Annotated in this window: 22 protein-coding genes and 1 pseudogene; 10 read left to right on the forward strand and 13 right to left on the reverse strand. The window is 72.0% G+C overall.

Annotation, left to right across the window (positions count from 1 at the left end; translation table 11 throughout):
* Positions 1 to 286 precede the first annotated feature (286 nt).
* Both AB0761_RS32535 and AB0761_RS32540 read right to left on the reverse strand, forming a co-directional pair.
* Complete coding sequence (locus AB0761_RS32535; RefSeq protein ID WP_377272819.1) at positions 287 to 1,615, reverse strand: lytic polysaccharide monooxygenase; 1,329 nt, start codon at positions 1,613 to 1,615, stop codon at positions 287 to 289.
* A 713-nt stretch (positions 1,616 to 2,328) separates the two neighbouring features.
* Entirely contained in the window at positions 2,329 to 2,712 is a 384-nt protein-coding gene (locus tag AB0761_RS32540; RefSeq protein WP_377272820.1) for a DUF5997 family protein, read from the reverse strand.
* Positions 2,713 to 2,768: 56 nt separating this feature from the next.
* On the opposite strand from AB0761_RS32540, the gene AB0761_RS32545 reads away from it, so the two are divergent.
* Both AB0761_RS32545 and AB0761_RS32550 read left to right on the forward strand, forming a co-directional pair.
* Positions 2,769 to 3,563: a LysR family substrate-binding domain-containing protein gene (locus tag AB0761_RS32545; protein WP_377272821.1), complete on the forward strand. Its 795-nt coding sequence runs from the start codon at positions 2,769 to 2,771 to the stop codon at positions 3,561 to 3,563.
* Positions 3,564 to 3,893: 330 nt separating this feature from the next.
* Positions 3,894 to 5,093 carry a M20 family metallopeptidase gene (locus AB0761_RS32550; RefSeq protein ID WP_377272822.1) on the forward strand — a complete coding sequence of 400 codons (1,200 nt, stop codon included), beginning with the start codon at positions 3,894 to 3,896 and terminating at the stop codon, positions 5,091 to 5,093.
* Between the two features lies 1 nt (position 5,094).
* Here AB0761_RS32550 and AB0761_RS32555 read toward each other — a convergent pair whose 3' ends face one another.
* A complete protein-coding gene (locus AB0761_RS32555) occupies positions 5,095 to 6,147 on the reverse strand; it encodes an Lrp/AsnC family transcriptional regulator (protein WP_377272823.1) in 1,053 nt (350 codons plus the stop codon).
* 125 nt (positions 6,148 to 6,272) lie between these two features.
* On the opposite strand from AB0761_RS32555, the gene AB0761_RS32560 reads away from it, so the two are divergent.
* Both AB0761_RS32560 and AB0761_RS32565 read left to right on the forward strand, forming a co-directional pair.
* On the forward strand, positions 6,273 to 7,646 hold the full coding sequence (locus tag AB0761_RS32560; RefSeq protein WP_377272824.1) for an MFS transporter: 1,374 nt from the start codon (positions 6,273 to 6,275) through the stop codon (positions 7,644 to 7,646).
* 168 nt (positions 7,647 to 7,814) lie between these two features.
* The gene (locus AB0761_RS32565) at positions 7,815 to 8,543 is read left to right on the forward strand and encodes a class I SAM-dependent DNA methyltransferase (protein WP_377272825.1); all 729 of its coding nucleotides are present in this window, start codon (positions 7,815 to 7,817) and stop codon (positions 8,541 to 8,543) included.
* A gap of 42 nt (positions 8,544 to 8,585) precedes the next feature.
* Here the strand turns inward: AB0761_RS32565 and AB0761_RS32570 are convergent, their stop codons facing one another.
* The 4 genes from AB0761_RS32570 to AB0761_RS32585 all read right to left on the reverse strand — a co-directional run bounded on the left by AB0761_RS32570 (position 8,586) and on the right by AB0761_RS32585 (position 12,144).
* Positions 8,586 to 8,834, reverse strand: a complete 249-nt coding sequence (locus AB0761_RS32570; RefSeq protein ID WP_377272826.1) for a hypothetical protein — start codon at positions 8,832 to 8,834, stop codon at positions 8,586 to 8,588.
* Positions 8,835 to 8,850: 16 nt separating this feature from the next.
* On the reverse strand, positions 8,851 to 9,399 hold the full coding sequence (locus AB0761_RS32575) for a flavodoxin family protein (protein WP_377272827.1): 549 nt from the start codon (positions 9,397 to 9,399) through the stop codon (positions 8,851 to 8,853).
* A gap of 643 nt (positions 9,400 to 10,042) precedes the next feature.
* Positions 10,043 to 10,558: a methylated-DNA--[protein]-cysteine S-methyltransferase gene (locus tag AB0761_RS32580; protein ID WP_377272828.1), complete on the reverse strand. Its 516-nt coding sequence runs from the start codon at positions 10,556 to 10,558 to the stop codon at positions 10,043 to 10,045.
* Positions 10,555 to 12,144 carry an AlkA N-terminal domain-containing protein gene (locus AB0761_RS32585; protein ID WP_377272829.1) on the reverse strand — a complete coding sequence of 530 codons (1,590 nt, stop codon included), beginning with the start codon at positions 12,142 to 12,144 and terminating at the stop codon, positions 10,555 to 10,557. The genes AB0761_RS32580 and AB0761_RS32585 overlap by 4 nt, the downstream gene beginning before the upstream one ends.
* Before the next feature lie 125 nt (positions 12,145 to 12,269).
* On the opposite strand from AB0761_RS32585, the gene AB0761_RS32590 reads away from it, so the two are divergent.
* Positions 12,270 to 12,968 carry an aspartate/glutamate racemase family protein gene (locus tag AB0761_RS32590; protein WP_377272830.1) on the forward strand — a complete coding sequence of 233 codons (699 nt, stop codon included), beginning with the start codon at positions 12,270 to 12,272 and terminating at the stop codon, positions 12,966 to 12,968.
* 18 nt (positions 12,969 to 12,986) lie between these two features.
* On the opposite strand, the gene AB0761_RS32595 is transcribed toward AB0761_RS32590, so the two are convergent.
* Complete coding sequence (locus tag AB0761_RS32595) at positions 12,987 to 13,901, reverse strand: LysR family transcriptional regulator (RefSeq protein WP_377272831.1); 915 nt, start codon at positions 13,899 to 13,901, stop codon at positions 12,987 to 12,989.
* 80 nt (positions 13,902 to 13,981) lie between these two features.
* On the opposite strand from AB0761_RS32595, the pseudogene AB0761_RS32600 reads away from it, so the two are divergent.
* Together AB0761_RS32600 and AB0761_RS32605 are read left to right on the forward strand one after the other, a co-directional pair.
* Positions 13,982 to 14,859: pseudogene (locus AB0761_RS32600) on the forward strand (PhzF family phenazine biosynthesis isomerase).
* A gap of 824 nt (positions 14,860 to 15,683) precedes the next feature.
* Complete coding sequence (locus AB0761_RS32605; protein ID WP_377272832.1) at positions 15,684 to 17,222, forward strand: RICIN domain-containing protein; 1,539 nt, start codon at positions 15,684 to 15,686, stop codon at positions 17,220 to 17,222.
* A gap of 66 nt (positions 17,223 to 17,288) precedes the next feature.
* Here AB0761_RS32605 and AB0761_RS32610 read toward each other — a convergent pair whose 3' ends face one another.
* From AB0761_RS32610 to AB0761_RS32630, 5 genes are all read right to left on the reverse strand, one after another.
* Positions 17,289 to 17,684: a winged helix-turn-helix transcriptional regulator gene (locus AB0761_RS32610; RefSeq protein WP_377272833.1), complete on the reverse strand. Its 396-nt coding sequence runs from the start codon at positions 17,682 to 17,684 to the stop codon at positions 17,289 to 17,291.
* A gap of 91 nt (positions 17,685 to 17,775) precedes the next feature.
* Positions 17,776 to 18,300 carry a hypothetical protein gene (locus AB0761_RS32615; protein WP_377272834.1) on the reverse strand — a complete coding sequence of 175 codons (525 nt, stop codon included), beginning with the start codon at positions 18,298 to 18,300 and terminating at the stop codon, positions 17,776 to 17,778.
* A gap of 220 nt (positions 18,301 to 18,520) precedes the next feature.
* The gene (locus tag AB0761_RS32620; RefSeq protein ID WP_377272835.1) at positions 18,521 to 19,936 is read right to left on the reverse strand and encodes a Gfo/Idh/MocA family protein; all 1,416 of its coding nucleotides are present in this window, start codon (positions 19,934 to 19,936) and stop codon (positions 18,521 to 18,523) included.
* The gene (locus AB0761_RS32625; RefSeq protein ID WP_377272836.1) at positions 19,933 to 20,859 is read right to left on the reverse strand and encodes a carbohydrate ABC transporter permease; all 927 of its coding nucleotides are present in this window, start codon (positions 20,857 to 20,859) and stop codon (positions 19,933 to 19,935) included. The genes AB0761_RS32620 and AB0761_RS32625 overlap by 4 nt, the downstream gene beginning before the upstream one ends.
* Positions 20,849 to 21,787, reverse strand: a complete 939-nt coding sequence (locus AB0761_RS32630) for a carbohydrate ABC transporter permease (RefSeq protein ID WP_377272837.1) — start codon at positions 21,785 to 21,787, stop codon at positions 20,849 to 20,851. Before AB0761_RS32630 ends, AB0761_RS32625 begins: the two co-directional genes overlap by 11 nt.
* Positions 21,788 to 21,994: 207 nt before the next feature.
* On the opposite strand from AB0761_RS32630, the gene AB0761_RS32635 reads away from it, so the two are divergent.
* The 3 genes from AB0761_RS32635 (at position 21,995) to AB0761_RS32645 (ending at position 26,592) form a co-directional block, all read left to right on the forward strand.
* The gene (locus tag AB0761_RS32635) at positions 21,995 to 23,008 is read left to right on the forward strand and encodes a LacI family DNA-binding transcriptional regulator (RefSeq protein WP_377272839.1); all 1,014 of its coding nucleotides are present in this window, start codon (positions 21,995 to 21,997) and stop codon (positions 23,006 to 23,008) included.
* A gap of 186 nt (positions 23,009 to 23,194) precedes the next feature.
* The gene (locus AB0761_RS32640; RefSeq protein ID WP_377272840.1) at positions 23,195 to 24,493 is read left to right on the forward strand and encodes an ABC transporter substrate-binding protein; all 1,299 of its coding nucleotides are present in this window, start codon (positions 23,195 to 23,197) and stop codon (positions 24,491 to 24,493) included.
* Complete coding sequence (locus AB0761_RS32645) at positions 24,490 to 26,592, forward strand: hypothetical protein (RefSeq protein WP_377272841.1); 2,103 nt, start codon at positions 24,490 to 24,492, stop codon at positions 26,590 to 26,592. The genes AB0761_RS32640 and AB0761_RS32645 overlap by 4 nt, the downstream gene beginning before the upstream one ends.

Below are 26,592 nucleotides of genomic sequence, written 5' to 3' on the forward strand. Positions count from 1 at the left end.
ACGCCACCCGGGGCACCCCTCGCGCCCCGGGACCCTGCGCCTCTGCGGCCGTGCAGTCCTCCGGCCGCAGAGGCGCAGTCGGCTCCGGCGTCGGTTCGGGCCGCCCGGGCGCGGGCCCGGGGCCGTGGTGCGGCACGGCTTGACGGTGAGGGAGCGTCAGAAGATCTGTCGGCCAAGGGGATCCGGCGGCAGTCGCGGGCCCTGCCGCAGCGGACCGCGGCCTTCCGATGGATGTCCGCCCCGCACGGCGCAGCGGCCGTGCGGGGCGGACACCGGGGTCAGTGCCTCAGGAGGCGCTGCAGCTGATGGAGCCGATCGGGAGGTTGTTCCCGGTGGAGTTGGCGGTGAAGCCGAAGGTGGTGGAGCCGTTGGCCGCGATCGTGCCGTTGTAGGCGGCATTGGTGACGGTCACGGCGCCGCTCGGCGCGGACAGGGTGCCGTTCCACAGGCTGGTGATCTGTGTCCCGGTCCCGGTTGTCCAGCTCACCGACCATTTGCTGAGCGGTGCGGTTCCATGGTTCATGACCGTGACCTGGCCCTGGAAGCCTCCGCTCCAGGAGTTGGTCACCGCATACTCGGCCATGCAGGCGCCGGTGGTGCCGCCGGTGGTGCCACCTGTGGTGGTCGTTCCGGCGGTGGTGCCGCCGATGGTGGTCGTTCCGGCGGTTGTACCGGCGGTGGTGCCGCCGGTGGTGGTCGTTCCGGCGGTGGTGCCTGCGGTGGTGCCGCCGGTGGTGGTTGTACCGGCGGTGGTGCCTGCGGTGGTGCCGCCGGTGGTGGTTGTACCGGCGGTGGTGCCTGCGGTGGTGCCGCCGGTGGTGGTTGTACCGGCGGTGGTGCCCGCGGTGGTGCCGCCGGTGGTGGTCGTGCCCGCAGTGGTCGTGCCACCGGTGGTGGTGGAGCCGCCGTTGATGCCCGTGACCTCACCGTGGCCGCCGTCGAAGGCGATGTCGGAGCAGGAGAAGAAGTTCTCGTTGCTGTCCGAGCGGACCCACTGGATGAAGATCAAGGCGTTGCCGGAGCGGCCCGAGGGCAGCGCCTGGGTCCAGTAGTAGTGGCCGGCGTCGGTGCCGGGCCCGCCGTCCGCGGGCGGGTCGGTGACGGTGCCGATCTGCTCCAGGTCGGCCCAGGCCAGCGGGGTGGTCGCGGACCAGCCCTGCTTGGTCACGTACACCCGGAAGGTGCCCGGGTGCTTGGCCCAGTCGCTGTACTGGAACTGGATCGAGGAGCCGGACGTCAGGTGCGTGCGCGGCCAGTCGTCACGGGCCGCGTTGTAGGCGGAGAAGTCGTACGGCGACTTGTTGCCCGCGCTGCAGATCGTTCCGTCGGGCACATAGCCCTGGTTCTTGCCGCCCGCGTTGGAGTCGAGCACCGCGAACCAGTTGTACAGGGGTGTCGTCCCGCTCTGGGCGACGGCCGCGGCACAGGCCGGGTTGGTCGGCGTCAGGGCGCCGGTGGAGGTCTTGCCGTCCTCGTAGCACAGCCAGGTGCGGGAACCGGGCATCTGCGCAACACCGTGCGCCTGAGCCGTGCCCTGGCCGACGAGGAACAGGCCGAAGGTGGAGAGGATGGTGGCCAGAGTGGCGAGTAAGGACAGCTTCCTGCTTCTGTTCAAGGTGTTGTCCTTTCGGGCAACGCCCCCGAGGCCGAGCATGGTCCACCGCAGCCGGTCCCGGGGGGCTGGGGTGAACGATGCCATTCATGGGAGCGCTCCCATATCAAAAATACCGGGGAATCAACGGCATGTAAACAGTGCGTGCCCCGATATGTCATCAGGCCAGGTCAGGGCCTTGATCGATGGCATGCCCACCAAGGCTCGGGCAGAACGTCACCCGGCGCCGGGAATTCCCCTTTTACGGCCATTTCGACGTTCGGTGGCCGATCGCATCCGATGCGGCGGCGGACCGGATCCGCTGCGATCGGCCCGCGTCGCCCGCGGAGCGCTCCGGTGGAACTGCGGAGCGGGGCTGATGGCCCGATACGCCGTCCGGCGCGAGCGGCACGGCCCTCGGCGAGCGGGGAGCGGCCACCGCGCCCTGGATGCCCTCGGCTCGCGCACCGCGCCCTGGATGCCCTCGGCTCGCGCTATGGGTCCGGGGAGGGGGAGAGGGAATTCGTGCCGCCCGGCGTGAGGCAGGAAATGCGTGACGTGCGGACCCTGCGGTCCGGCACGGCACCCTGCATCCCCATTTCCCCGCACTGTTCCCCCGTGCCGTTTTCCCGGCGGGTTTCCCCGTGTCCTGGATCGGGCACGATCGACTGCGCGCCCCGAAAGCGGAATCGACGAGGGGAAATGTCTCCGGCGGTCCGGTGGGAGCAGCCCGGCGACTACTCCTTGGTGTTCTTCTCCTTGATGCGCAGCGCCTCCTTGCGGACCTCGGCCTGAACGGCACGCTCCTTGCGCAGCCATTCGGGATCGGCCGCCTTCAGCGCGTCGATCTGCTCGGTGGTGAGAGCCTCGGTGATACCGCCGCGTGCCAGCCCCGAGATGGAGACACCGAGCTTCGCCGCGACGACCGGCCGGGGGTGCGGGCCGGTGCGCCGCAGCTCGACCAGCCACTCGGGGGGATCGGCCTGGAGCGCGTTCAGCTCGTCACGGGAGACGACGTCCTCCTGGAACTCGGCAGGGGCGGCCTCGAGGTAGATACCCAGTTTCTTCGCCGCTGTGGCGGGCTTCATCGTCTGGGTGGCCTTGGGTTTGTGCGATGTCATGGTGCCAAGGGTAGCGAGCGAACAGGCGCCCCGATCACGGCCGGTAGCCTGGTCATGTGACAGACATGGACGCAACCCCTTCGTTCCGGCTTGCATATGTGCCGGGAGTGACGCCCGCCAAGTGGATGCGGGTCTGGAACGAGAGGCTGCCCCAGGTCCCCCTCACTCTGGTTCCGATCCCCGCCGGTGAGGCGTCGGAGGTGCTGCGCGGCAGCGGCGCCGACGCCGGTCTCGTACGCTTCCCCGTCGACCGGACGACTCTCAGCGCGATCCCTCTCTACACCGAGGTCACGGTGGTCGTGGTCCCCAAGGACCACCTGTTGGCCGCGGCCGACGAGGTGACCGTCGAGGACCTGGCGGACGACATCGTGCTGCATCCCCTGGACGACACCCTCGGGTGGGAGAGCCTGCCCGGGAAGCCCGCGCTCGAGCGCCCCGCCAGCACGGCGGACGCCGTCGAGCTGGTGGCGGCGGGTATCGGCGTCCTCGTCGTCCCGCAGTCGCTCGCCCGTCTGCACCACCGCCGGGACCTCACCTACCGGCCGCTCTCGGACGCCCCGCAGTCGCAGGTCGGGTTGTCCTGGCCGGAGGACAGGACGACCGACCTGGTGGAGGAGTTCATCGGGATCGTCCGCGGGCGGACGGTCAACAGCTCACGGGGGCGCGCCGCGCAGGCCGCCCCCGCCCCCGCCCCCGAGCCGAAGCAGAAGCGCACCACCACGGGCGGTGCGCGGCGGCAGGCCGCCGCCGGGAGCAAGAGCGGCGGGCGCCCGCGGACCGGTGGTTCCGGTGGTTCCGGCGGAGCCAAGTCCAACGCAGGCAAGCGCGGCAAGCCCCGCCGGCGTTCCTGACCCCCGCGCCATCCGGTCGTCCGCAGCCGCTTGTCTCCGCCCGACCTCCCGGGAAGCCCGACGCTGCTGCCGTCCCCCGGCGGGACCGGCGACGAAGGCGCCGTCCGGTCCGGCCGGCGACGAAGGCGCTGTGCGGTCCGGCCGGCAGATGAACAGCCGATTGCCGGGGAGCGGCGGGCATCCGGCCGGGAGTCGGACCGGCGCATCCGTGCACGGCCGACAGCGGCGCGGCGTTTCCGTGCAACCTGCGGGATCATCGGCCGGACCGAGGTCAGCATGGGCCATGGCCGAACCGCCCCGGCCCGCTGTTCCACGGAAACGGAGACACCGATGTCCCCCACTCTCAAGGACTCCGCCGCGCTGCTCCAGCCCGAGCTGCGCGACCTGCGCCGCGCCCTGCACCAGGAGCCCGAGATCGGCCTGGACCTGCCGCTGACGCAGGCCCGGGTAGTGGCCGCGCTGGAGGGGCTGCCGCTCGAGCTGTCCCTCGGCGACAAGCTGAGCAGTGTCACCGCGGTGCTGCGGGGCGGCCGCCCCGGCCCGACGGTCCTGCTGCGGGCAGACATGGACGCGCTCCCGGTGCAGGAGACGGCCGATCTGTCCTATGCCTCCCGCTTCCCGGGGGTGATGCATGCCTGCGGCCACGACCTGCATGTCTCCGCGCTGGTGGGCGCCGCCAGGCTGCTGTCCGAACGGCGTGCGGAACTGCCCGGCTCGGTGGTTTTCATGTTCCAGCCCGGCGAGGAGGGCGCGGGCGGCGCGCAGCTCATGATCGACGAGGGTGTGCTGGACGCCGCGGACCGGCCGGTCGTGGCCGCGTACGCACTGCATGTCGCCGCCGCGCAGCTGCCCGCGGGGTGGGTGGCCGCGCGGCCGGGCCCCATCATGGCCGCGGCGGACACCCTGGAGGTCACCCTGCGGGGCAGGGGCGGGCACGGTTCCAGTCCGCATCTGGCCCTGGACCCGGTCCCTGCCGCGTGCGAGGCCGTCATTGCGCTGCAGACCATGGTCACCCGCCGCTTCGACGCCTTCGACCCGGTGGTGCTCACCGTCGGCGAGTTCCATGCGGGCAGCGTCAACAATGTGATCCCGGAGCAGGCCCGGTTCGCGGCGACCATCCGCTCCTTCTCGCCCGAAGCGCGCACCCGGGTGCACGAGGAGGCGCTCCGCGTGGTGCGGGGCATCGGTGAGGCGCATGGGCTGACCGTCGAGGCCGAGGTCCAGATCGGCTACCCGGTGACCGTCAACGATCCGGAGGAGGCCGCCTTCGCCGAGCAGACGGTACGTCAGCTCCTCGGCGACGAGCGGTACTTCCCGCTGCCCAACCCCATCGCCGGGTCGGAGGACTTCGGCCTGCTGGGTGCGCTGGTGCCGTCGGCGTATGTGATGTTCGGTGCCTGCCCCGCCGACCGCGACCCGTCCGCGGCCGCCTACAACCACGCCCCCGAGGCGGAGTTCGACGACTCCGTGCTCGGTGATGCGGCCGCCCTGCTGGCCCAGCTCGCCCTGGGGCGGCTGGCCAGGGGCTGACTCAGCCGGCGGGTGGGACCGCTCCGCCGCGGGGCTGCGGCGCGGGCCCGCCCGCCCAGGGGTCGATCGGCACATAGCCGGCCGCCCGGCCCTCCTTGTCGAGCAGCCGGCCGACCAGTTTGACCGTCCGCAGCGTCATCTCGCGCTCGACCACCCGGGCCCGGGGGAAGCGGCGGCCGAGCTCCGCCTCCACCTTCCGTACGTCCCCGATCAGATGCGACATGACAAAGGCCACCACATTGGCCTCGGCCCCCGCCACCACACCGCACATCCGCGTCTGGGCCAGCCCGCCGAGCCAGCGTGCGGCACTCAGCAGGTCCGCCGCGGGCACGTCCAGCCGGAGCAGCGTGGCCACGGGGTGGCCGGTCAGCCGGGGTGACGCGTCGCAGCGCAGCACCAGCTTTCCGGCCTTCCGCAGTTCGCCGACACGGCGGCGGGCCGTCGTGGCCGGCAGCCCCGTCCGCTCGGCCAGTTCGGCGAACGGCATCCGGCCGTCGGCACCCAGTGCCTGCATCAGTGCGTGGTCGGTGAACACCCCCCGGCCCGGCCCCTCCGGCGGCGCGGCAGCTCCGGCGTCGCCCAGCGCCTGCCGCTGCGCCGCGTCCAGCGCCCCGTCGCGCCAGCTGCTGCCCTCCCGGAGCGTCCGCTCCACAAACGCGGTCCGGGTCCGCAGCACGCCCGGGATGCGGGCCATCCGGTCCAGTACGTAGTCCGTCACCTGGGAGGGCTCCAGCGCGGCCACGGTGACCCGTAGATCCGCCCCGCCCGTCACCACCTCCACCGACACCGCCTGGGGATCCGCCGCCAGCGTTTCGGCGACCGCCAGGACCGTGTCCGCCCGGCACTCCACGGAGACCAGGGCGGTCAGGCCCATCCCGATGTGCTCCGCCGATGGGTAGCAGGTGACCCAGGCCTCCCCGGCGCCGGCCAGCCTGCCCCAGCGGCGGGACAGCGTCGCCGGGTCCACGCCCAGCGGCCCGGCCAGTCGGGACCAGGGGATGCGCGGGTCGACGCGGAGCCCGTCCACCAGGGCGAGGTCCAGTTCGTCGATCATGGCCGATCCTTGCGCACGGGGGCCGCCGCTTGCGGATTCATGCGGTGGCGGTTCATGAACGCCCAGGTTAGCCATCCTGTGCGACACGCAGCACCTGCCAGTCCCCACAGCCCCCGGATGTGACCATGCCTCGCATCACCCGTGTCGTCGGCCTGCTCGTCCTGGTCGAGTTCGCCAGCGGCATCCTGCAGGGCGGATATCCGATCCTGCTGCCCCACCTCGCCCAGAAACTGCACTTCGGGGCAGGCGACCAGGCTCTCGCACTGGGGCTGGAGTTCCTGGTCGCGGGGATCGCCGTACCGCTGCTCTCCCGGCTGGGAGACCTCTACGGCCACCGGCGGCTGCTGCTGGCCACTCTCGCGCTGACCCTGCTCGGGTATGCCGCGACCGCGCTGGCCACCGGGTTCTCCGTGTTGCTGGCCGGGCGGGTGCTGGCCGGTTTCCAGCCCTGCTGGCTGCCGTTGGAGTTCGCCATCCTCCGCGACCGCCTGGGCGAGGACCGCGGCGGACGGGCGGTGGGCCTGCTGGTCGGCGCGCTCACGCTCGGCAGCATCGCCGGTGCCGTGATCCGCCCCGGGCTCTGGGTGATGACCGTGCTGCCCGCACTCTCGCTGCTGGTCGTCCTGCGATGGGTCCCGGAGTCGGCGACCCGCGCGCGCGGCCGGATCGACTGGCTCGGCGCAGTCCTGCTCAGCGCCGGCCTGGGACTGCTCTTCGGCGCCTTCAGCAGCGCCGGCAAGTCGACCGGCGGTGTGCTCACGGCGGGCCTGCTGCTGGCAGCCGCCGCCCTGCTGGCCCTGTTCGTCCGCCAGGAGCTGCGGACCCCCGAACCCACGGTCGACGTACGGACCCTGTCGCAGCGCGCCACCGCTCCGGTCTTCGGGCTCAGCTTCCTGCTCGGCTGCGCCCTCTACGGCTCGCAGTCGCCCACCCTGTCGTTCCAGGCCGCCCGCCCCTCGGAGACCGGCTATGGACTCGCCGCGGACGACCAGCTGCTCGGCCTGCTCTCGCTCCCGGGTGTGCTCGGTGCCATGGTGGGCGCGCTCTGCGCGGACCGGCTGGGCAGGCGGTTCGGCGCCCGCAGGGTGCTTGTCGGCGGTTTTGCGCTGAGCGCCCTCGGCTATCTGGCGATCTGTGCGGCGCACGGCAGCACCTGGCAGTTCATCGCCCCCACCGGGCTGGCGGGCTTCGGGGCCGGGCTGGGACTCAGCCTGCTGCCGGGCCTGCTGATGCGGCGGCTGCCCGCCGACCAGACCGGCGTCGGCACCGGGATCTACAACACCCTGAAGACCCTGGCCGGCGCAGCCGCGGGTGCCGTCGCAGCAGCGCTGCTGGATGCGGTGGTGCTGCGCCCCGGTGTCCCCACCGAAGCGGCGTATGTCGCGGTCTGGGGCGGATGCGCGGCGCTGTGCGCACTGGGCGTACCCGTCGCGCTGGCGCTGCGTGAGACACACACCGGGGCTCCGCTCGCCGCGGTGGCACCGGAGATGGCTGCCTGACCGGGGCCCGCCGGAGGGCGGCGGGCCTGGTCGGCCCTGGGCAGGGCGCACCCGGTGGAGGGCGGCACCGCCGACAAGGGACGTCGGTGCAGCGTCCGCCGCGACACCGGGTGCCCCGGTACCGGCGGTGAGCGGACCCGGCACCGGTGCCGGTCCTACGCTGAGCCCGTGTTCTCCTCCGAAGGTCCCACCCTGCGCGACCTGGCCGTCCAGGCGCTGTCCTCCGTAGAGCGCGGCTACGACCTGCTCGCGCCGACGTTCGACCACACGCCCTTCCGCACCCCCGACCGCGTTCTCGAAGCGACCGCGGATGCGCTGCGTCCGCTCGGGCCGTTCGGTGAGGGACTGGACGTCTGCTGCGGCACGGGCGCGGGCATGCGGGCCCTGGAACCCCTGTGCCGAGACGGCGTCACCGGCGTCGACTTCAGCGCGGGCATGCTCGCGCAGGCGCGGAGCGCCCACCCGGACGCACGGTGGGTGCGGGCCGACGTACGGGCGCTGCCCTTCGCCGGGGCGTTCGACCTGGCCGTCAGCTTCGGTGCCCTCGGGCACTTCCTGCCCGCGGAGCGGCCCGCGCTCTTCGCCGGGGTGCACCGCGCGCTGCGGCCCGGCGGGCTCTTCGCCCTCCCGATCGCCGCGCCTCCGCCGGTCACCTCGCCGGGGCACTGGATCCTGGCCGGGTTCGACGCGGTGATGCGGGTGCGGAACGCCGTGTGGCGGCCGCCGTTTGTGATGTACTACCGCACCGCCCCGCTGGCGGCGGTGCGTACGGACCTGGTGGCAGCCGGTTTCACCGTGACGACGGCAGCGCTGGAGGCTTTCGGGCGGCGCGCGGACGGCAGCCCGTGGTGCCGACTGGTGCTGGCCCACAGGGCGCGGCCGGGAGAGCGGAGCTGACTGTCCGGAGCGGGCCACGTCACCTGTCCGACGCGGGCCCCTTCATCTGTCCGACGCGGGGCGGAGCAGGCTGTCCGCCCGGCCCAGCACGGACTCGGCCTCCTCGGCCGGCAGCGTCTCCCTGATGTAGGAGACGGCGCGGACCAGGCGCTCGCCGCTCTGGTACGGGCGCCCCTCGCTGTCACCGGCCGGGTGGCGCTTGTGCGGCGTCGCCGGGCGTGGATCGCGGCCGAATCCGTTGCAGCGCCGCTCCGGGATGCCGGTACCGCCCCACGCGATGGCGGGCCTCACGGAAGCTGACGCACCATCAGCCGAAGAACGACTTGGCGCGGGCCAGTGCCGCTGTGTCGTCGAGGACGCCTCCCGGCCTGTTGCCGCTGCCGAGCAGTACTCCGCCCCACCGCATCTTCATATAGGCGGCGGTCTTCTCCAGCATCCCGCTCAGGGCGTCGGCGTCCGCCGGGTCCGAGCCCGCCAGGGCCGTCACGCCCCAGAGGGTGCGGCCTGCCATCGCCGTGCGGAAGTCGACGCCCGGCACCCGCATCCAGCCGGACCAGTGGTCGAAGTACCGCTTGGTGTCGGCGGAGACGCTGTACCAGTAGAGCGGGGAGGCGATCACCAGATCGGTGGCTGCGAGAGTCGCGTCGAGCAGTGTGGCGCTGTGCCCGGTCGGCGGGTCGTAGCGACCGTCCCCCTCGTGTCGCGCGTCCGCGAAGTCGGGCAGCGGATGGTCGGCCAACCTCAGCCACCGTTGCTGGACGTCCCCCGGCAGCTGCTCGGCGGCCTTGCGGGCGAGAAGGTGGGTGTTGCCGTCCGTGCGAGTGCTCCCGAGCAGGAACAGGAAGGAGCGAGACATGGCGGTCCCCTGTGGTCGGCACCTGAGTTGATTGCAGGAGCATTATATGCACACGCAATTGAATGTGCCCAGCTGTCGGAACGCTGCCCACCTCCCGCGAGCGGCCCGTGCCATGGCGGGACATGCCGGCAGCGCAGGGAGCTCGGCCGGGAGACCTCGGCCAGGCACCCCCCGTTCCGGCATGCCTCAAGTGCACCCGTCGGCCGGGGCGGTCAGCGGAGGTGCCCGGCTCTTGCCCCGGCTCCGGCTCCGCTCGGTTCGGGCCGAGGCCGAGGCCGAGGCCGCGCCATGGCGCCCCCGGCGTCCCCCGGCGTGGTCAGCGGTCCGGGACGCGGGGTGCCGGGGCAGCGGAATGGTCGTGCGCATCCGCGCCCCCGGCTCCCCTGGGCACGCGGTCACTCCCCGGCTGACCGTACCGCCGCCGTGCCGACGGCTCGGCTCCGGCGGACGGCCCGTGAGGTCGCGGCCCATCCGCCGGAGCCGTCGGGGGCCGGATCGGGGGCGTCCGGACGGTCCGTGGCCGGGGCCGCTCATGGTTCGGCGGGGCGGGGGCGGCTTCGGGCCGCAGGGCCCGGGCTCGGCGGGGGCGGGCGGACCGGCCCCGCCGCCCGTCCGCCGCCCTTGCGGCCCGGTGCACACGCCGTCAGGCGAAGGCGTCCATCAGCACGGTCTGGTGGGCGCCGCGTTCGAAGTCCAGCAGCCACCGCTTGCGATCCAGCCCGCCGCCGTAGCCCGTCAGGCTGCCGTTGGCGCCGACGACGCGATGGCAGGGCACGATGATGCCGACCGGATTCCTGCCGTTGGCGAGCCCGACCGCGCGCGAGGCGCCCGGCTGTCCCAGGCGGGCGGCGAGTTCGCCGTAGGAGACGGTCGTGCCGTAGGGGATCGTCAGCAGGCCCGCCCACACGCTCCGCTGGAATGCGGTGCCGTCCAGTGAGAGGTCCAGGTCGAAATGGGTGAGGTCGCCCGCGAAATAGGCGTCGAGCTGCTCGGCGACGCGGGCGAAGAGGGAGAGCCCGGTGCGCGGGCCGAAGGTCTCCTGGGCGGGGCGGTGCCGCTGGTCGGTCATATAGAGCCCGGCGAGTGCACCGTCCCGGGCGACCAGGGTGAGTGGTCCGCAGGGACTCTCAACGACCGTGTGGGCAAGGGCGCCTGTCATTGTGACGAGCCGTCCGTTTCCTGATGGGGGCCAGGGGTCTCGGGAGTGCCGCCGGCGTCCGAGGGGCGGGTACGCCGGGTGGCCTCGGCGGCCCCGCCGTTCCGGGGCGGCGAGTCTGCCGTGGGCAGCACATTGATCGGGTGGTCGCCCACCGCCCACAGATACTGCGTGGCATAGGCCCGCCACGGCTGCCAGGCGGCGGCATGCCTGGTCAGCGCCGCGGGCGTGGTGGGCAGGCCCAGGTCCCGGGCTGCGTACCGCACGCCCAGATCGGTGGGCAGGAAGGCGTCCGGGTCGCCGAGGGCCCGCATCGCGATCGTCTCGATGGTCCACGGCCCGAAGCCGGGGAGCTCCGCCAGCTGGACCCGTGCCCGCTGCCAGTCGCTGCCGACATCGAGGTCCAGCACACCGTCCGCAAGGGCCCGTACCAGCGCGGCCAGGGTGTTGCGGCGGGTCTGCGGCATCGCCAGGGCAGTGGGGTCGTGGTCGGCCAGCGCCTCGGGGGAGGGGAAGAGATGGCTGAGGCCGCCGGCGGGGTCGTCCACCGTCTCCCCGTACGCCGTCACCAGCCGGCCCGCGTGGGTACGCGCGGCGGCGGTGGAGATCTGCTGGCCGAGCACCGCCCGCACGGCGAACTCGGCACCGTCGGCGACATGCGGGACCCTGCGCCCCGGACCCTTCGCGACCAGCGGCGCCAGCACCGGGTCCTCGGACAGCAGGGCGTCCACCGCGACCGGGTCGGCATCCAGGTCGAGCATGCGACGGCAGCGGCTGATCGCCTGCGACAGATCCCGCCAGTCGGTGAGCCAGAGCTGACAGGCGATGTGGTCGGGCTCCGGACGCAGCGCCACGATGCCGGTGCCGTGCGGCAGCCGCAGGGTCCGCCGGTAGGCACCCGCACGCCACTCCTCGACGCCGGGTACCGCCGTGGCCGCCAGGTGCCCGAAGAGGTTGTCCGGGTTGAGCGGCTGCCGGAACGGCAGCCGCAGCGAGAGGGTGCCGACGGTGGCGGTCGGGCGGCCCTTGGCGACCCGGGCGCGCAGCTCGCTCGGCGACAGGGCGAACACCTCGCGGACGGTGTCGTTGAAGGTACGGATGCTGCTGAAACCGGCCGCGAAGGCGATCTCCCCCATCGACATGGCGGTGGTCTCGATCAGCAGTCGGGCGGTCTGCGCCCGCTGCGCCCTGGCCAGTGCCAGCGGGCCCGCGCCCAGTTCGGAGAAGAGCTGCCGTTCCACCTGGCGGGCGCTGTACCCCAGCCGGGCGGCGAGGCCCGGTACACCCTCGCGGTCCACCACGCCGTCGGCGATCAGCCGCATCGCCCTGGCGACCAGGTCGGCCCGCTCGTTCCACTGCGGCGACCCGGGCGCCGCGTCCGGCCTGCACCGCTTGCAGGCCCGGAAGCCCGCCTGCTGGGCGGCGGCCGCGCTGGGGTAGAAGGTCATGTTCTCCGGCTTGGGCGGCACCACGGGACAGCCCGGCCGGCAGTAGATACGGGTGGTGAGCACCGCGGTGAAGAACCACCCGTCGAAACGGGTGTCCTTCGACTGCACGGCGCGTACGCAGGAGTCAAAGTCCAGAGTCACCCCACAAGCATCACCCGTCATCGCAGCTTCGGTCTGGCGAAAAATCGACATCGAGGTTCAGGGGGCGCGAGGGCTCCGCCCCGGCGATCTTGTCCCGCTGCGCCCCCGCGTGTGACAGTGGCGCGATGCGAACCATCGGCCTGATCGGCGGAATGAGCTGGGAGTCGACAGCCGAGTACTACCGGCTGCTCAACCGTTTCACAGGCGAGCGGCTGGGCGGCCTCCACTCGGCGAAGTGCGTGCTGTACTCCGTGGACTTCGCGGAGATCGAGCGGCTCCAGGTCGCCGGGGCGTGGGAGGAGGCCGGCGCACTGCTGGCCGAAGCCGCCAGGGCGGTCGAGTCCGCCGGGGCGGACCTGCTGCTGATCTGCACCAACACCATGCACAAGGTCGCCGACCAGGTGGCCGCGGCCGTCGGCATCCCACTGCTGCACCTCGCCGACACCACGGCGGAGGCGGTGCGGGCGGAGGGCCTGGGCAGGGTGGGACTGCTCGGCACCGCCTTCACCATGGAGCAGGACTTCTACCGCGGCCGGCTGGAGGGTCACGGGCTGAAGGTGCTGGTGCCGGCGGCGGAGGGTCGGAGCACCGTCCACCGGGTGATCTACGAGGAGCTGTGTCTCGGCATCGTGCGGGAGGAGTCCCGCGACGCCTACCGGGCCGTGATCCGCGACCTCGTGGCCGCCGGAGCCGAGGGGATCGTGCTCGGCTGCACCGAGATCGAGCTGCTGATCCGGCCCGAGGACAGTCCGGTGCCGATCTTCCGCACCACCCGCCTGCATGCCGAGGCGGCCGTCGCGGCGGCCCTCGCCGAGGACGCATAGTCCGCGGTCCGCCCGCCATCAGCTCGCGCGGGAGCGGGGCGGCTCGGCGGGGAAGTGCTGCTTCAGCTCGTCCACGACCGCCTGGACGGCCGGGGAGACCCAGCGTCTGCGGTGGCGCGCCAGCTGCACCGGGACGTCGGGGAGCGGCGGCCCTGCGACGACCGCCAGCCGGCCCTCGTCCAGCGCGGCCCGGACGGTGACCCGGGGCAGCACGGTCAGGCCCAGTCCCGCAGCCACACAGGACCGGGCGGCCTCGATGCTGCCGAACCGGGTGAGCCGGGTGGGGGCTTCGCCCGCCGCCGACAGTTGCCGGGCGAGCCGGTCGCTGTAGGAACAGCCCTGCTCATGCAGGAAGAAGGACTCCTGGGCGAGCTCCGCCCAGGTCGCGGTGGAGTCCCGACGGGCGGCCAGGGGGTGGTCCGGTGCGCAGACGAGGACCAGCGCCTCCCGTCCGAGGCGCTTGACGACCACATCGGGGACGTCCACCTCCTCCTCCAGAAGCAGCGCGAGGTCCAGCTCGCCCGCGCGCAGCCCCTCCACCGCGGCTGCGGTGCCCACCGGGCGGAGATCGACATCCACCTCCGGGTGGCGGCGGCGCAGAGCGGCCACCACACCGGGCAGCCGTGCGGCGCACATGGTCTCGCCCGCCCCCACAGCCACCCTTCCGGCCACCGGGCCCTCGGCGGCCGCGACCGAGCGCAGGCGCGCCTCCGCCTCCAGGACCCGCTCCGCCTCGGCCAGCAGCCGTCGCCCGGCCCCGGTGACCAGCGCACCTCTCGGCAGGCGGTCGAAGAGCGGAGCGCCCAGCTCCTTCTCCAGCGCGCGGATCTGCACGGTCACCGTGGACTGGGCGAGATGCAGCTCAGCGGCCGCGGCGGTGAAGCTGCCGGTGCGGGCCAGCACGGCGAAGGTGCGAAGAAGGCGGGTGTCCACGGTTGCCATCGTAGACATCGATCGATCCGATCGAGATCAATCGTTTGTCATGATGCGAGCGAGGTGGAAACGTAGGTGTCATGAACGCCGACACCACAGCCGACATCCTCACCGCCGACACCCTGCGGTACGCCGCCTTCACCGCCGACCCGGCCGGGGGCAACCCCGCGGGTGTGGTCCTGGACGCCTCCGGGCTCGACGACGCGGAGATGCTTGCACTCGCCGCCGAGGTGGGCTTCTCCGAGACCGCCTTCGTCACCGCGGCCGACCTGCCGCAGCGGCGCTTCTCGGTGCGGTACTTCAGCCCGCTCGCGGAGGTGGCGTTCTGCGGCCACGCCACCATCGCGACCGCCGTGGCGCTGGCCGACCGCATCGGGCCGGGTGACCTGCTGCTCGACACCCCGGCGGGGGAGATCCCGGTGACGACGGCCGCGGACAGCTCCGGCACGGTCCGTGCGACGCTCACCAGCGTCGCGACCGCCTCCCGCCCGGCCGAGCCCGCCGAGGTCGACGCGGCTCTGGTCGCGCTCGGCTGGGGGAGGGGCGATCTGACCCCGAACTGCCGCCGCACGTCTCCTTCGGCGGGGTACGGCATCTGGTGCTGGCGGCCGGTTCGCGGGCCAGGCTGGGTGACCTGGACTACGACTTCGACGGTCTCGCCGAGGTGATGCAGCGGTACGGCTGGACCACCCTCCAGCTGGTGTGGCGCGGGGCCGAGCGGGAGTTCCATGTGCGCGATCCCTTCCCGGTCGGCGGCGTGGTGGAGGACCCTGCGACCGGTGCGGCCGCAGCCGCGTTCGGCGGCTATCTGCGTACCCTCGGGCTGGTGCGGGAGCCGGTGAGGATCACGCTCCGCCAGGGCGAGGACATGGGCCGTCCCAGCAGGCTGCTGGTCGATGTCGACCCGGACGACACCCGGGTGCGGGTGAGCGGCGAGGCGGTGCCGATCGGCGGCTGAGCCGGCGCTGGTCCGACGCTTCCCGCCCGGCGTGCGACGGTCCCCCAGCCGTCGGCCGGGAGGTACCCCCGGGCGCGGCACTCTCCGTCCTCGCCTGCCATCGGGCAGGACAGGCCCTTCCCTGCCGCTTCCGGCGAGGAAGGGCCTTTGCCTTGCCCGGTTCCGGCGAGGAGAGGCCCTGCACCCGACGCCGCACGCCTTACCGGCGTGAAGTGTCAGTCAAGCCCTGGGCCGTGCCGGGGGCGCAGTCCGGGCCTGTGGCGCCCCGTTCGTCGCCGCAGGCCAAGGGCGTCACCTGCCCCCAGCTGTAGCGGCCATGACGCATCATCAGCGGGTGGCCGCCGCTCTGTGCATCCACCACCGCATCGCGCCACCACCGCATCGCGCCACCACCGCATCGCGCCACCACCTCGGCGTCCTGCAATCCCGGGGACTTGGCGCCTCCCGTGACCGTCCGGACCGTTGAGCCCGCGGCCCCGCCCCGCTCCGCCGGCCTGCGGGATGCCCCTGTCGCACGGGTGGGTCGGCTGCCCGGTCGGTGCGGGACCGTCCGCCGACCGGCCGGTGTCCGCGCCTCGGCGGCTGCGGGCACGGCGCCGACCGCAGCATCGCGGCCACGATGGTCTTCTGATCGAACGTCAGTCGATGACTTCCCGAATTCTTGACGCGTTCAGTCACGTGTCGTACCGTCCGTTCAAGTACACGAACAGAGTTCATACTCTGGAACGCGCGAGGCAGTCGGCAGTGCCCTGACCTTCCCGCCGCACCAAACCCACCCCATTGGTTCCTGCGGCGAGCACCGCAGGCGGTGAAAGGAACAGATCGTGCGCATCAGAAGCACCCTTGTTCGCAGGCGCCGGGGCCGAGCGCCCTCCGTCCTGGTCGCGGTTCTGGCGCTGATCGCCGCGGCCATGACCGCGCTGCTCGCAGGCGGCTCCGCCGCGGCCGCCCCGGCGGCCGGCGCATACAGCCTGAAGAACGCCGCCAGCGGGCTCTGCCTGGAGGTGCCCGGTTCCAGCACGGCCGACGGTACCCAACTGGTCCAGAACTCCTGCAACAACGCGGCCGCCCAGACCTGGCAGCTCAATGCGGCCGGCAGCGGCTACACACTGGCGGCCGGGAACAGCGGCAAGTGCGCCGGGGTCAAGGACGCGTCCACCAGCGCGGGCAAGGCCGTCGAGCAGCAGACCTGCAACGGCAGTGCCACCCAGAACTGGACGCTCGCCCTGGTCAGCGGCAGCACCTACCAGGTCGTCAACAGCAACGGCGGCAAGTGCCTCAACACCAAGGACAACTCCACCGCGGCCGGCGCACTGGTCCAGCAGAACTCCTGCGACTCGGTGACCAGCAAGAGCTGGACGCTCACCGCGGCGTCCTCCACCCCGCCGACCACGCCCCCCACCACCCCGCCGACCACACCTCCCACCACGCCCCCGACCACCCCGCCGCAGTCCGGCGCCGGTCTGGTCGGCTGGGCCACCCAGAACGGCGGGACCACCGGCGGTGCCGGCGGCAGCACCGTCACCGTCACCTCGATCGACGCGCTCAACACCGCTGTCGCGGCCGGCGGCCCGGAGATCATCCGGGTGAACGGCAACTTCAGCTGCTCCGCGGATGTCCGGGTCGCCTCGGACAAGACGATCCTCGGGGTGGGAGCGAGCTCCGGTCTGACCGGCTGCGGAATCAACGCGCGCAATGTGCACAACGTGATCATCCGCAATATGAAGATCTCCAAGGTGCTCGCGGGCAACGGCAACGGTGACGCGATCCACATCGAGGGCTCGACCAACCTGTGGATCGACCACAACGACCTGTCGAGCGACCTCAGCCACGACATCGACTACTACGACGGTCTGCTCGACATCACCCACGCGGCCGACTACATCACGGTCTCCTGGAACATCCTCCACGACCACTTCAAGTGCTCGCTGGTCGGACACAGCGACAGCAACGCCTCCGAGGACACCGGGCACCTGCGGGTGACGTACCACCACAACGAGTTCAGCAACTGCTACGAGCGCAACCCCCGGGTGCGCTTCGGCACCGCGGTGCATGTGTTCAACAACTACTACACGATGGGCGGCGGCCCCGACCACTACAGCTACGCCATCGCCTCGACGGAGAACGCCGGGGTGCTGGTCGAGGGCAACTACTTCGAGAACATCACCGACCCGACCCACCTCGGTGAGGGCAGCTCCAGCGCCGGCAGCATCGTGGCGCGCAACAACGTCCTGGTGAACTCGGGCGCGATCCTGACGTCGGGCAGCGTCGGCAGCATCCCGTACTCCTACACCGTCGACGACCCCAACACGGTGAAGTCGACCGTGAGCTCGGGCGCCGGCACCGGCAAGATCACCACCTGAGGGACCGTCATGGCATGACCTGCGCCCCGAGGCCGGTGGACGGCCCCGGGGCGCAGCGTCGTACGGTCAGCGGGCGGGAGCGGCATCGTGGTCGTGCCGGGCCTGCTCGACCTTGTCCAGGTTGGCGGTGGCCCAATCGGCGAGGTGGGCGAAGAGCGGGGCGAGGCTGCGGCCGAGTTCGCTGATCTCGTACTCGACCCGCGGGGGGACCTCCGGGTGGTGGGTGCGCACGATCAGTCCGTCGCGTTCGAGCTGGCGCAGCCGCTGGGTCAGCACCTTGGGTGTGATCACGGCGATCTGCCGCTGCAGTTCGACGAACCGCTGGCGGCCGTGGGTATGGAGGGTCCACAGGATCGGTGTGGTCCACCGGCTGAACACGATGTCCACCACCGGACTGATCGGGCAGGCCTGTGCGGGGTCGCCGGCCGCCGCGGCCTCCATCCGGATTGCGTTCTCGGCCATGCGGATCCCCCCGGTCGCTTTCCTGCGGATACCCAAGCCTATCGGCCGTGCCGCCGAGGGGGCGGGCACTGCGCGGCGGCGCAGAACGGCGTCAGAAGCACGCTCTGGGCGTCAGATAGGTCTTCGCCGGTGCCCCCGCGGAGGCGAGTTGAAGGACGCCCTGGATGCACGAGAACCGAGGGGCCGGGCGCCGGCCGTCGGCGCCGGCCGCCTTGAACGAGAAGTCGACGGTGTGCGTCTGCCCGGCTGCGATGCGGTGGAAGAACGGGTCGCCGCCGTTGGGCTCGTCGGGGATGCGGGTCTCCTTCCCGTCGCGGGTCACCCACTCCCATGCGAGGGCGATGTCCACCGGGAGGCCCTTCCGCTTGACATAGGAGAGCTTGGTACGGGTCAGCGACCCACCGGGGGTCCGGCATGCCTGGAATCTGAATTCCGCGTTGGTCAGCACAACCCGGGTGTACCCGGTCGAATAGGCAGGCGGGTCCCCGGAGGGGCACTTCAGCCAGGGGGTACCCGCCGCCTGGGCCGGAACCTCGGCCCCCGCCCAGGTCAGCGCGGAGACGATCGCAGTGACCGCGACCACGATGCCGACGGATGTGCGTGGCCGTGCGGACATGGGGATCCTCCAACGTGCTGCGGCGACTCCCGCACCGGGGGACAGACCGGATCGGGCCCATCGGTCATGCCCAGTGGAACGCCGGGCTGCCCGGGCCGCAACTCGGCTGTGCGGCCCGGGCGGGGGCCCGCACACCCGGGCGGGGGCACCGTCCGGCCCCGTCCCGTCCTCGCGGCAGCGACCGCGAGGACGGGACGGGGGCCGCCTGTGACGTCGTGGCTCAGGCCCCGCCCCCAGGCGCGGTGCCGGTGAGCAGAGACGCTGCCGCACCGAGGTCGAGCTGGTCGACGCGCACCGCCGCACCGCTCGCGAGCGACCGGTTGGCGGCCAGGCCGACCACCACCGAGGTGACGCCGTCCCGCCAGGACGCCGCATGGCCGAGCGGGTCCTCCCCCGCGCCGACGAACAGGTCGTGGAGCAGCACGGCGTCGCCGCCGCCATGGCCGCCGTCGGCCTGGGGGATCGCCACCTCGCGGGCCGGCTCGAAGTGGCGCTGCACGACGAGCCGCTCACTCACGGGGCGCTCCTTGTCGTCGGCGACGAGGTCGGGGCGGGCGCTGGGGTCGATGATCACCCGGCCGTCGGCGTCGGTCGTCACGGAACCGCGCTCCACCACGGTGAGTTCGGCGCGGCCCTTGGTGCCGTTGATCCCGACGGTGTACCCCTCCCACGGCGCGTGCGCATTGAGCGAGTACGCCATGGACGCGCCCGAGGCGTAGTCGACGACCAGGGACATGTTGTCCTCGATGGTGATGCCGGGGTCGAAGACGTCCTGGTCGCGGCGGTAGCCGTCGTGGTGCTCCTGGTCCAGGTAGAGGGCCTTGTACTGGGGCTCATGGCGCAGGTCGAGGCTGAAGGCGTCGCGCAGCGGGGAGTCGGTGGTGCCGCGCTCCGGGCGCGGCCCGAGGCCTCGGCTGGCGGCCGCCCGTGCCCCGTAGAACCGCAGCCCGCCGCTGGCGAAGACCCGTGCGGGGGTGTCGGCCAGCCACCAGTTCACCAGGTCGAAGTGATGGGAGGACTTGTGCACCAGGAGGCCGCCCGAGTTGGCCTTGTCGCGGTGCCAGCGGCGGAAGTAGTCGGCGCCGTGGGCGGTGTCCAGCAGCCACTCGAAGTGCACCGAGGTGACCTCGCCGATCTCACCCGAGGCGATGATCTGCTTCAGTGCGGTGTTGCGGGGGGAGTAGCGGTAGTTGAAGGTGACGGTGACCTTGCGGCCGGTGCGTTCCGCGGCCTCGGCGATCCGGCGGACGCCCTCCGCACTGGTGGTGAGCGGCTTCTCGACGACCGCGTCGGCGCCGGCCTCCAGGGCCGCCACGACGACGTCCGCATGGGTGAAGTCCGGGGTGGTGACGATGACGCGGTCGATGGAGTGGCGGCGTACCGCGTCGGCCACGGCGTCGGGGGCGAAGCGGACGGGCGGCACCGCCGGGGCCCGCCGCAGGTGCTCCTCGTAGACGTCGAGCCGGCCTGGGTTGGTGTCGCACCAGGCCACCAGCTCGGCGACCGGGGAGTGCACCCCGGTGATGGCGTCGATGTACATCTGGGCGCGCGAGCCGGTCCCGACCAGGGCGTAGCGCAGCGGCGTGGAGGAGGAGGGCACCTCGGTCCCTTCGTTGGGGTGGTGGGCGGAGGTCACTTGATGCCGGTCGTCGCGATGCCCCGGAGCAGCCAGCGCTGACCGACGAGGAAGACCAGGAAGAGCGGCAGGAGGGAGATCACGGACATGGCGAACATGCCGCCGTAGTTGGAGGCCGACTCCGCGTCCAGGAACGTCCGCAGGGCCAGCGGGGCGGTCCAGTTCTCCTCCTTGGTCAGATAGATGAGCTGACCGAAGAAGTCGTTCCAGGTGCCGATGAAGGTGAAGATCGCCGTGGTCACCAGGGCGGGGACCATCAGCGGCAGGATCACCTGGAGGAAGATCCGCGGGTGCCCGGCGCCGTCGATACGGGCGGCCTCGTCCAGTTCACGGGGGATGCCGCGGATGAACTGGACCATGAGGAAGACGAAGAAGGCATCCGTCGCGAGGAACTTCGGGAGGATCAGCGGCAGGAAGGTGTTGAGCAGGTGGAGCCGGGAGAAGAGCACATACTGCGGGACGATGACGACATGGACCGGCAGCATGATCGTGCCCAGCATGATCGCGAAGAGCAGGTTCCGCCCTCGGAACCGCAGCCGTGCGAAGGCGTAGGCGGCGAGGGAGCAGGAGAACAGATTGCCGATGATCGCCCCGAGCACCAGTGTCGCCGAGTTGAGCAGGTACTTGCCGAACGGCGACCCCAGGGCGGTCCAGCCGTTGGAGTAGTTGGCGAGGGTGAGGCCCTTGAGACTCAGCCCCGGCTCCCGGAAGATCAGGTCGCTCGGCCGGAACGAGCTCAGGACGAGCCAGATGAGCGGGTAGACCATCATCAGGGAGAGGACGACGAGCAGCGTGTGCTTGGCCGCCGCGGTGATGTGCCGTCTGCCGCGCCGCCGCTGCCGGTCCGGCGCCGTGGGGGTGGTGGCCGGTGCCGGGGTGCCGGCGGGTCCGGCCGACGTCTGCGGGAGGGAATCAGTCGTCATAGAACACCCAGAATCGTGAAGACCAGAAGTTCACAGCGGTGAAGAGGGCGACGATGACCAGGAGCACCCAGGCCATCGCGGACGCATAGCCCATGTGGAATCTGCCGAAGCCCTGCTTGTAGATGTACAGCGTGGTGAAGAGGGTCGAGTCGCTGGGACCGCCGGTCCCCCCGGAGACGATGAAGGCCTGCGTGAACGACTGGAACGCATAGATGATCTGCAGCACCAGGTTGAAGAAGATGATCGGGCTCAGCAGCGGCAGGGTGACCGACCGGAAGCGGCGCAGGGTGCTCGCGCCGTCCACCTCCGCGGCCTCGTAGTACATGCGCGGGATCTGGCGCAGTCCGGCGAGGAAGATCACCATGGGCGAGCCGAACGTCCAGATGTGCAGCAGGACGATGGTGCTCAGCGCCGTGGAGGGGTTGGAGATCCAGCCCGGGCCGTGGATGCCGAAGAGGTCGAGGAACCGGTTCACCAGGCCGTCGCTGCCGAACACCTGGCGCCAGAGGATGGCGACCGCCACCGAAGCCCCCAGCAGGGACGGCAGATAGAGCACCGAGCGGTAGAAGGACAGCCCCCGCAGCCCCCGGTCCAGCAGCAGCGCCAGGCCGAGGGCCAGGATCAGCTGCAGCGGCACCGAGAACACCACGTAGAGCAGGGTGACCTTCAGCGAGGTCCAGAACTCGCTGTCGCCGAACATCTGGACGTAGTTGGCGAATCCTGTGAAGTGCGGTGGCTGGAGTAGGTTGTAATTCGTGAAGGACAGGTACAGCGAGGCGAGTACCGGCCCGATGGTGATGAGCACGACGCCGAGCAGCCACGGGATCAGGAACACATACGCGACGCGGTTGTCCTTCTGCTCCGGCCTGGCGCCCGGTCCGGACCGTCTGGACCGGGCCAGCGTACGGAGTTCACCGATGCTGCTCACGTGGGACGACTCCTTCGCCATGCTGCGAACCAGAGGGTTCTCAACTCGTGAAAGCGATTTCTCGCCGCCGAGTATGGCACGGCTCACAGTGAGGTCAACCCCCGTTCCGCCGCGCCGGGAGAGCTGCCGCCCGCCCCGCCACCGGGTGCCCGTATCCTCCAACCGCCCATCACCGACGCGCAGCGCGGAGCACACCGAAGGAGCCACGTGACGCGGAACCACCGCTCCGGCCGACCCACCATCACGGATGTGGCGACCAAGGCCGGGGTGTCGCCGGCGACGGTCTCGCGGGTGATGAACGGCCGGTTCGTCGGCGACCGCTCGGTCGCCGACCGCGTGCGCACGGCGGCCGCGGCACTGCAGTACACCCCCAGCCCGCTCGCCCGCAGCCTGGTGCTCGGCCAGACCAAGACGGTCGCCTTCGTCGTCCCCGACCTGGGGAATCCCGCCTTCCAGGACCTGCTGCACCGGCTGACCAAGGCCGCCTCCAAGGACGGCTACCGGGTCCTGATCGCCGACTCGGGCGAGTCGCCGCAGGAGGAGGAGCTGCTCGCGATGGAGACCCGCCGGCGGTGCGACTCCGTGGTGCTGTGCGCGCCGCGTATGCCCGCCGACGTCCTGGAGCGCCTGGCGCCGCGGCTGCATCCGCTGGTGCTGGTCAACCGGCCCGCGCCGAACCCGGCGGTGCCGTCGCTGTCGGTGGACTACCGGGCCGGGATCATGGTGCTCGCCCGCCATCTGTACGCCCTGGGGCACCGGCGTCTCGTCTACATCGCGGGTCCGGCGATGAGCATCTCCAACACCGAGCGGCTGCGCGGCCTCGACGAGTTCGCCGCGGGCGCCCCCGGGGTCGTCATCCACCGGGTGGCCGGCGGCTCCTCGTCCGCGTACGGCCACGCGGCGACCGACGCCGTGCTGGCCAGCGGGGCGACCGCGGCGCTGGCCTTCAACGACCTGGTGGCGGTGGGGCTGCTCACCGGTCTGGCCGAGCGCGGGCGGCGGGTCCCGGAGGATCTGTCGGTCACGGGTTTCGACGACATTCCGCTGGCGCGTTACATCTCCCCCTCCCTCACCACGGTGACCGTGCCGTGGCAGGAGATCGGTGTGCAGGCCTGGGCCCGTATGCATGCCCTGATCTGCGGAGAGGACGGCGGCGAGGCCGCCATCTTCCAGCCCGAACTGATCGCGCGGGCCAGCAGCGGCCCCGTTCCCGTGCGCTGACGCTCCTTCGGCATCGCCTGCCGGGCGTTGACACCATGTGACACCGCCGTTAACTTCTCGCCCCGAGAAATCGATTTCTCGATCCGGTGCGCGGCAACCGCTGTCCTGGGCGGACCCGGGCCCGACGCCACACCCCCGAGCACGTGCGGTCCCACTCACCGCACGTCACGAGAGACGAGGCGCACGATGCGGAAGACGTCCGGGAAACTGCTGAAGGCGGGGGCCGCCGCGGCCGCGCTCGCCACCCTGGTGACACTCAGCGGCTGCTCCGGATCGGGGGGCAGCTCGGACGGCAAGACCACGATCCGGTTCGCCTGGTGGGGCGACGACAAGCGTGCCGCCACCACCAAGAGCGTCCTGGCCGACTTCGAGAAGGCCAACCCGGACATCAAGGTCGAGACCGAGACCAGCGACTTCAAGTCGTACTTCGACAAGCTCGCCACCGAGACCGCCGCCGGCGACGCCCCCGACGTCATCACGCTCGGCGGCGCCTACCCCCGTGAGTACAGCGACCGGGGCGCGCTGCTCGACCTCCAAAGCGTCTCCGCCCAGCTGGACCTGTCGAAGTTCCCGGCGTCCACCCTCGCCGCCGCCAAGTTCGACGGCACCCTCTACGGCGTCCCCACCGGAGGCAACGCCGTCGGCATGATCATCAACCCCGCCGTGTTCAAGGCGGCCGGTGTGGCGCTCCCCGACACCACGTCCTGGACCTGGGAGCAGTTCGTCACCCTCGCCGACGAGATCACCGCCAAGAGCCCCAAGGGCACCTACGGCTTCGAGCCGCGGGTCAACGACACCCTCGGTGTCTACACGGCCCAGCGCGGCACACCCATCTTCGACGACAAGGGCAAACTCGGCGTCGACGCCTCGACCGTCCAGGACTACCTCTCCATGGAGCAGAACCTGCTCAAGGGCAAGGGCATACCCTCCGCCGAGGTCATCCAGGAGGTCGCCGCGGCCTCGCCGGAGCAGACCCTGATGGGCCAGGGCAAGGCGGCCATGACCATCGCCTTCTCCAACCTGCTGGGCGCCTACGCCGGCGCGTCCGGGCAGGAGCTGCAGCTGGTGTCCATCCCCGGTGAGACGGAGTACAAGCAGCCCGGCACCACCGTCCTGCCGTCCCAGTACTACGGCATCTCGGCGAAGTCCTCGCACGCCGAGGCCGCGGCCAAGCTCGTCGGCTACCTGGTCGACTCCGCCGCCGCGGGCAAGAAGATCCTGGACGACCGAGGGCTGCCCTTCAACAGCGATGTGCGCGCCGCCGTCGCCCCGTCGCTGGACACGGCGGGCAAGGCCAACGCCGCCTACATCGACCTGGTCGCCAAGAACGGCGCTCCCGCCGCCCCGGCGCCCCCGGCCGGTGGCTCCTCGCTCAACGACACCACCTCCAAGCTCGACTCCGACGTGCTGTTCGGCAGGAAGTCCCCCGCCGACGCCGCCAAGGAGTGGGTCTCCGAGATGGCGCAGGCGCTGGCCTCGGCATGACCGTCGACCGCGCGGCCGTGGTCTCGCGTCACCGCATCGCGGTGCGCGAGATCCACGGGCAGTCCCCGCTCGCCGTGGGAAACGGCGAGTTCGCGTTCACCCTGGACGTGACCGGCCTGCAGTCGCTGCCCCACCGCTACCCGCTGCCCGACCGGTACGGACAGGGCACCGGAACGCTCCTGGCGACCATGGCCCAGTGGGGATGGCACTCCACGCCCGCGCGGGAAGAGGAGGCGTACGGACTCGCCTCCACCCTGCGCCGCTACGACACGGCGCACGGTCCGGTCGACTATGTCGACCTCGGCGGCACCCTGTCGGCCACGGCGCAGAGCGGCCTCACCCCGACCGAGGAGTGGCTCAGGGCCAACCCGCACCGGCTGGACATCGGCAGGATCGGCCTGTGGACGGCGGACTCCGAGGGGCCTCTGCACGCCGCGGACCTCAGCGAGATCGACCAGGACCTCGATCTGGCGTCCGGAGTGGTCACCAGCCGGTTCCGGCTGCGCTGCCGCCGCTTCACCGTCCGCACGGCCGTCCACCCCGACCGCGACGCGGTCGGGGTGGAGGTCACCGCGGAGGACGGCGCGGAGGTCGGCCTGGTGCTGGCCTTCCCCTACGGTTCGCAGGCATGGGGGGACGCCGCCGACTGGTCGCGTCCCGAGGCACACCGGACCACTCTGCTCCGCGACCACGGCGGGTGGCGCATCGAGCGCACACTCGACGCCACCCGCTACACCGCCCGGGTCTGCGGCCCCGGGCTCAGCGCACAGGCAGGCGGGTCCCACCGCGTCATCGTCCGCGGCAGCCGGACACGCCTCGCCGCAGCCGTGGAGTTCCTGCCCGACGGCGCATCCCGGGGCGCACCCGATGGGCCCGCCCTCACCGCCGAGGAGGTCTGCACCGCGTCCACCGCGGGGTGGGCCTCCTTCTGGTCGTCCGGGGCGGCCATGGACCTGTCGGACAGCGAGCATCCGCAGGCCGCCGAGCTGGAACGCCGTACGGTGCTCTCGCAGTACCTCACCCGGATCCACTGCGCCGGTTCGACGCCGCCGGCGGAGACCGGACTGACCGCCAACTCCTGGCGCGGCAAGTTCCACCTGGAGATGCACTGGTGGCATGCGGCGCACTTCGCCGCATGGGGCCGGCCGGAACTGCTGGAGCGCAGCCTCGGCTGGTACGAGTCGGTGCGCCCGCTCGCCCGGGCCACCGCCGCCCGCCAGCGGCTCCCCGGCGCCCGCTGGCCCAAGCAGGTGGGTCCGGACGGCGCGGAGACACCCAGCGACATCGGACCGTTCCTGCTGTGGCAGCAACCCCACCCGATCCACCTCGCCGAACTGGTCCGCCGCGCCCGTCCCGGCGACCGGGGCGTCCTGGAGCGCTGGGCACCGCTGGTCCTGGACACCGCGGCCTTCATGGCCGCGCTGCCGCAGCGCACTGAGCGCGGCTTCGAACTCGCCCCGCCGCTGATCCCCGCCCAGGAGTCCTACGCAGCCGACCGCCGCCGGCTGCGCAACCCCACCTTTGAACTCGCCTACTGGGCCTGGGCGCTGAAGGTCGCCGACGACTGGCGGGCCCGGCTCGGCCTGCCGCGCTGCGACCGGTGGCGGCAGGTCGCGGAGCACATGGTCCCCCCACGGGTATGCGACGGCGTCTATGCGGCGATCGACGTGGCGCCGTACACGCTGCGCACCGACCACCCCAGCATGCTCGGTGCGCTGGGCGTGGTCCCGGCGACGCCGCTGGTGGACCCGGCGACGATGGAGCGCACCCTGGAGGCGGTGCTCGACGACTGGGACTGGGCAAGTGCCTGGGGCTGGGACTTCCCGATGGCTGCCATGACCGCCGCCCGGCTGCGCCGCCCGGACCTCGCCGTGGAGGCGCTGCTGCTGGACCGGCCGAAGAACCACTATCTGCCCAACGGCCACAACCGGCAGGACGACTCACTGCCGCTCTACCTCCCCGGCAACGGCGGCCTGCTGATGGCGCTGGCGCTGATGGCCGGGGGCTGGGACGGCAGGTCCCGGGGCCGGCCGGGCACGGCCCCGGGGTTCGGGCCGGGCTGGTCGGTACGGCACGAGGGCCTGGTGCCGCTGCCGTAG

It is taken from the genome of Peterkaempfera podocarpi, assembly GCF_042466665.1.
Classification (GTDB): Bacteria; Actinomycetota; Actinomycetes; order Streptomycetales; family Streptomycetaceae; genus Peterkaempfera; species Peterkaempfera podocarpi.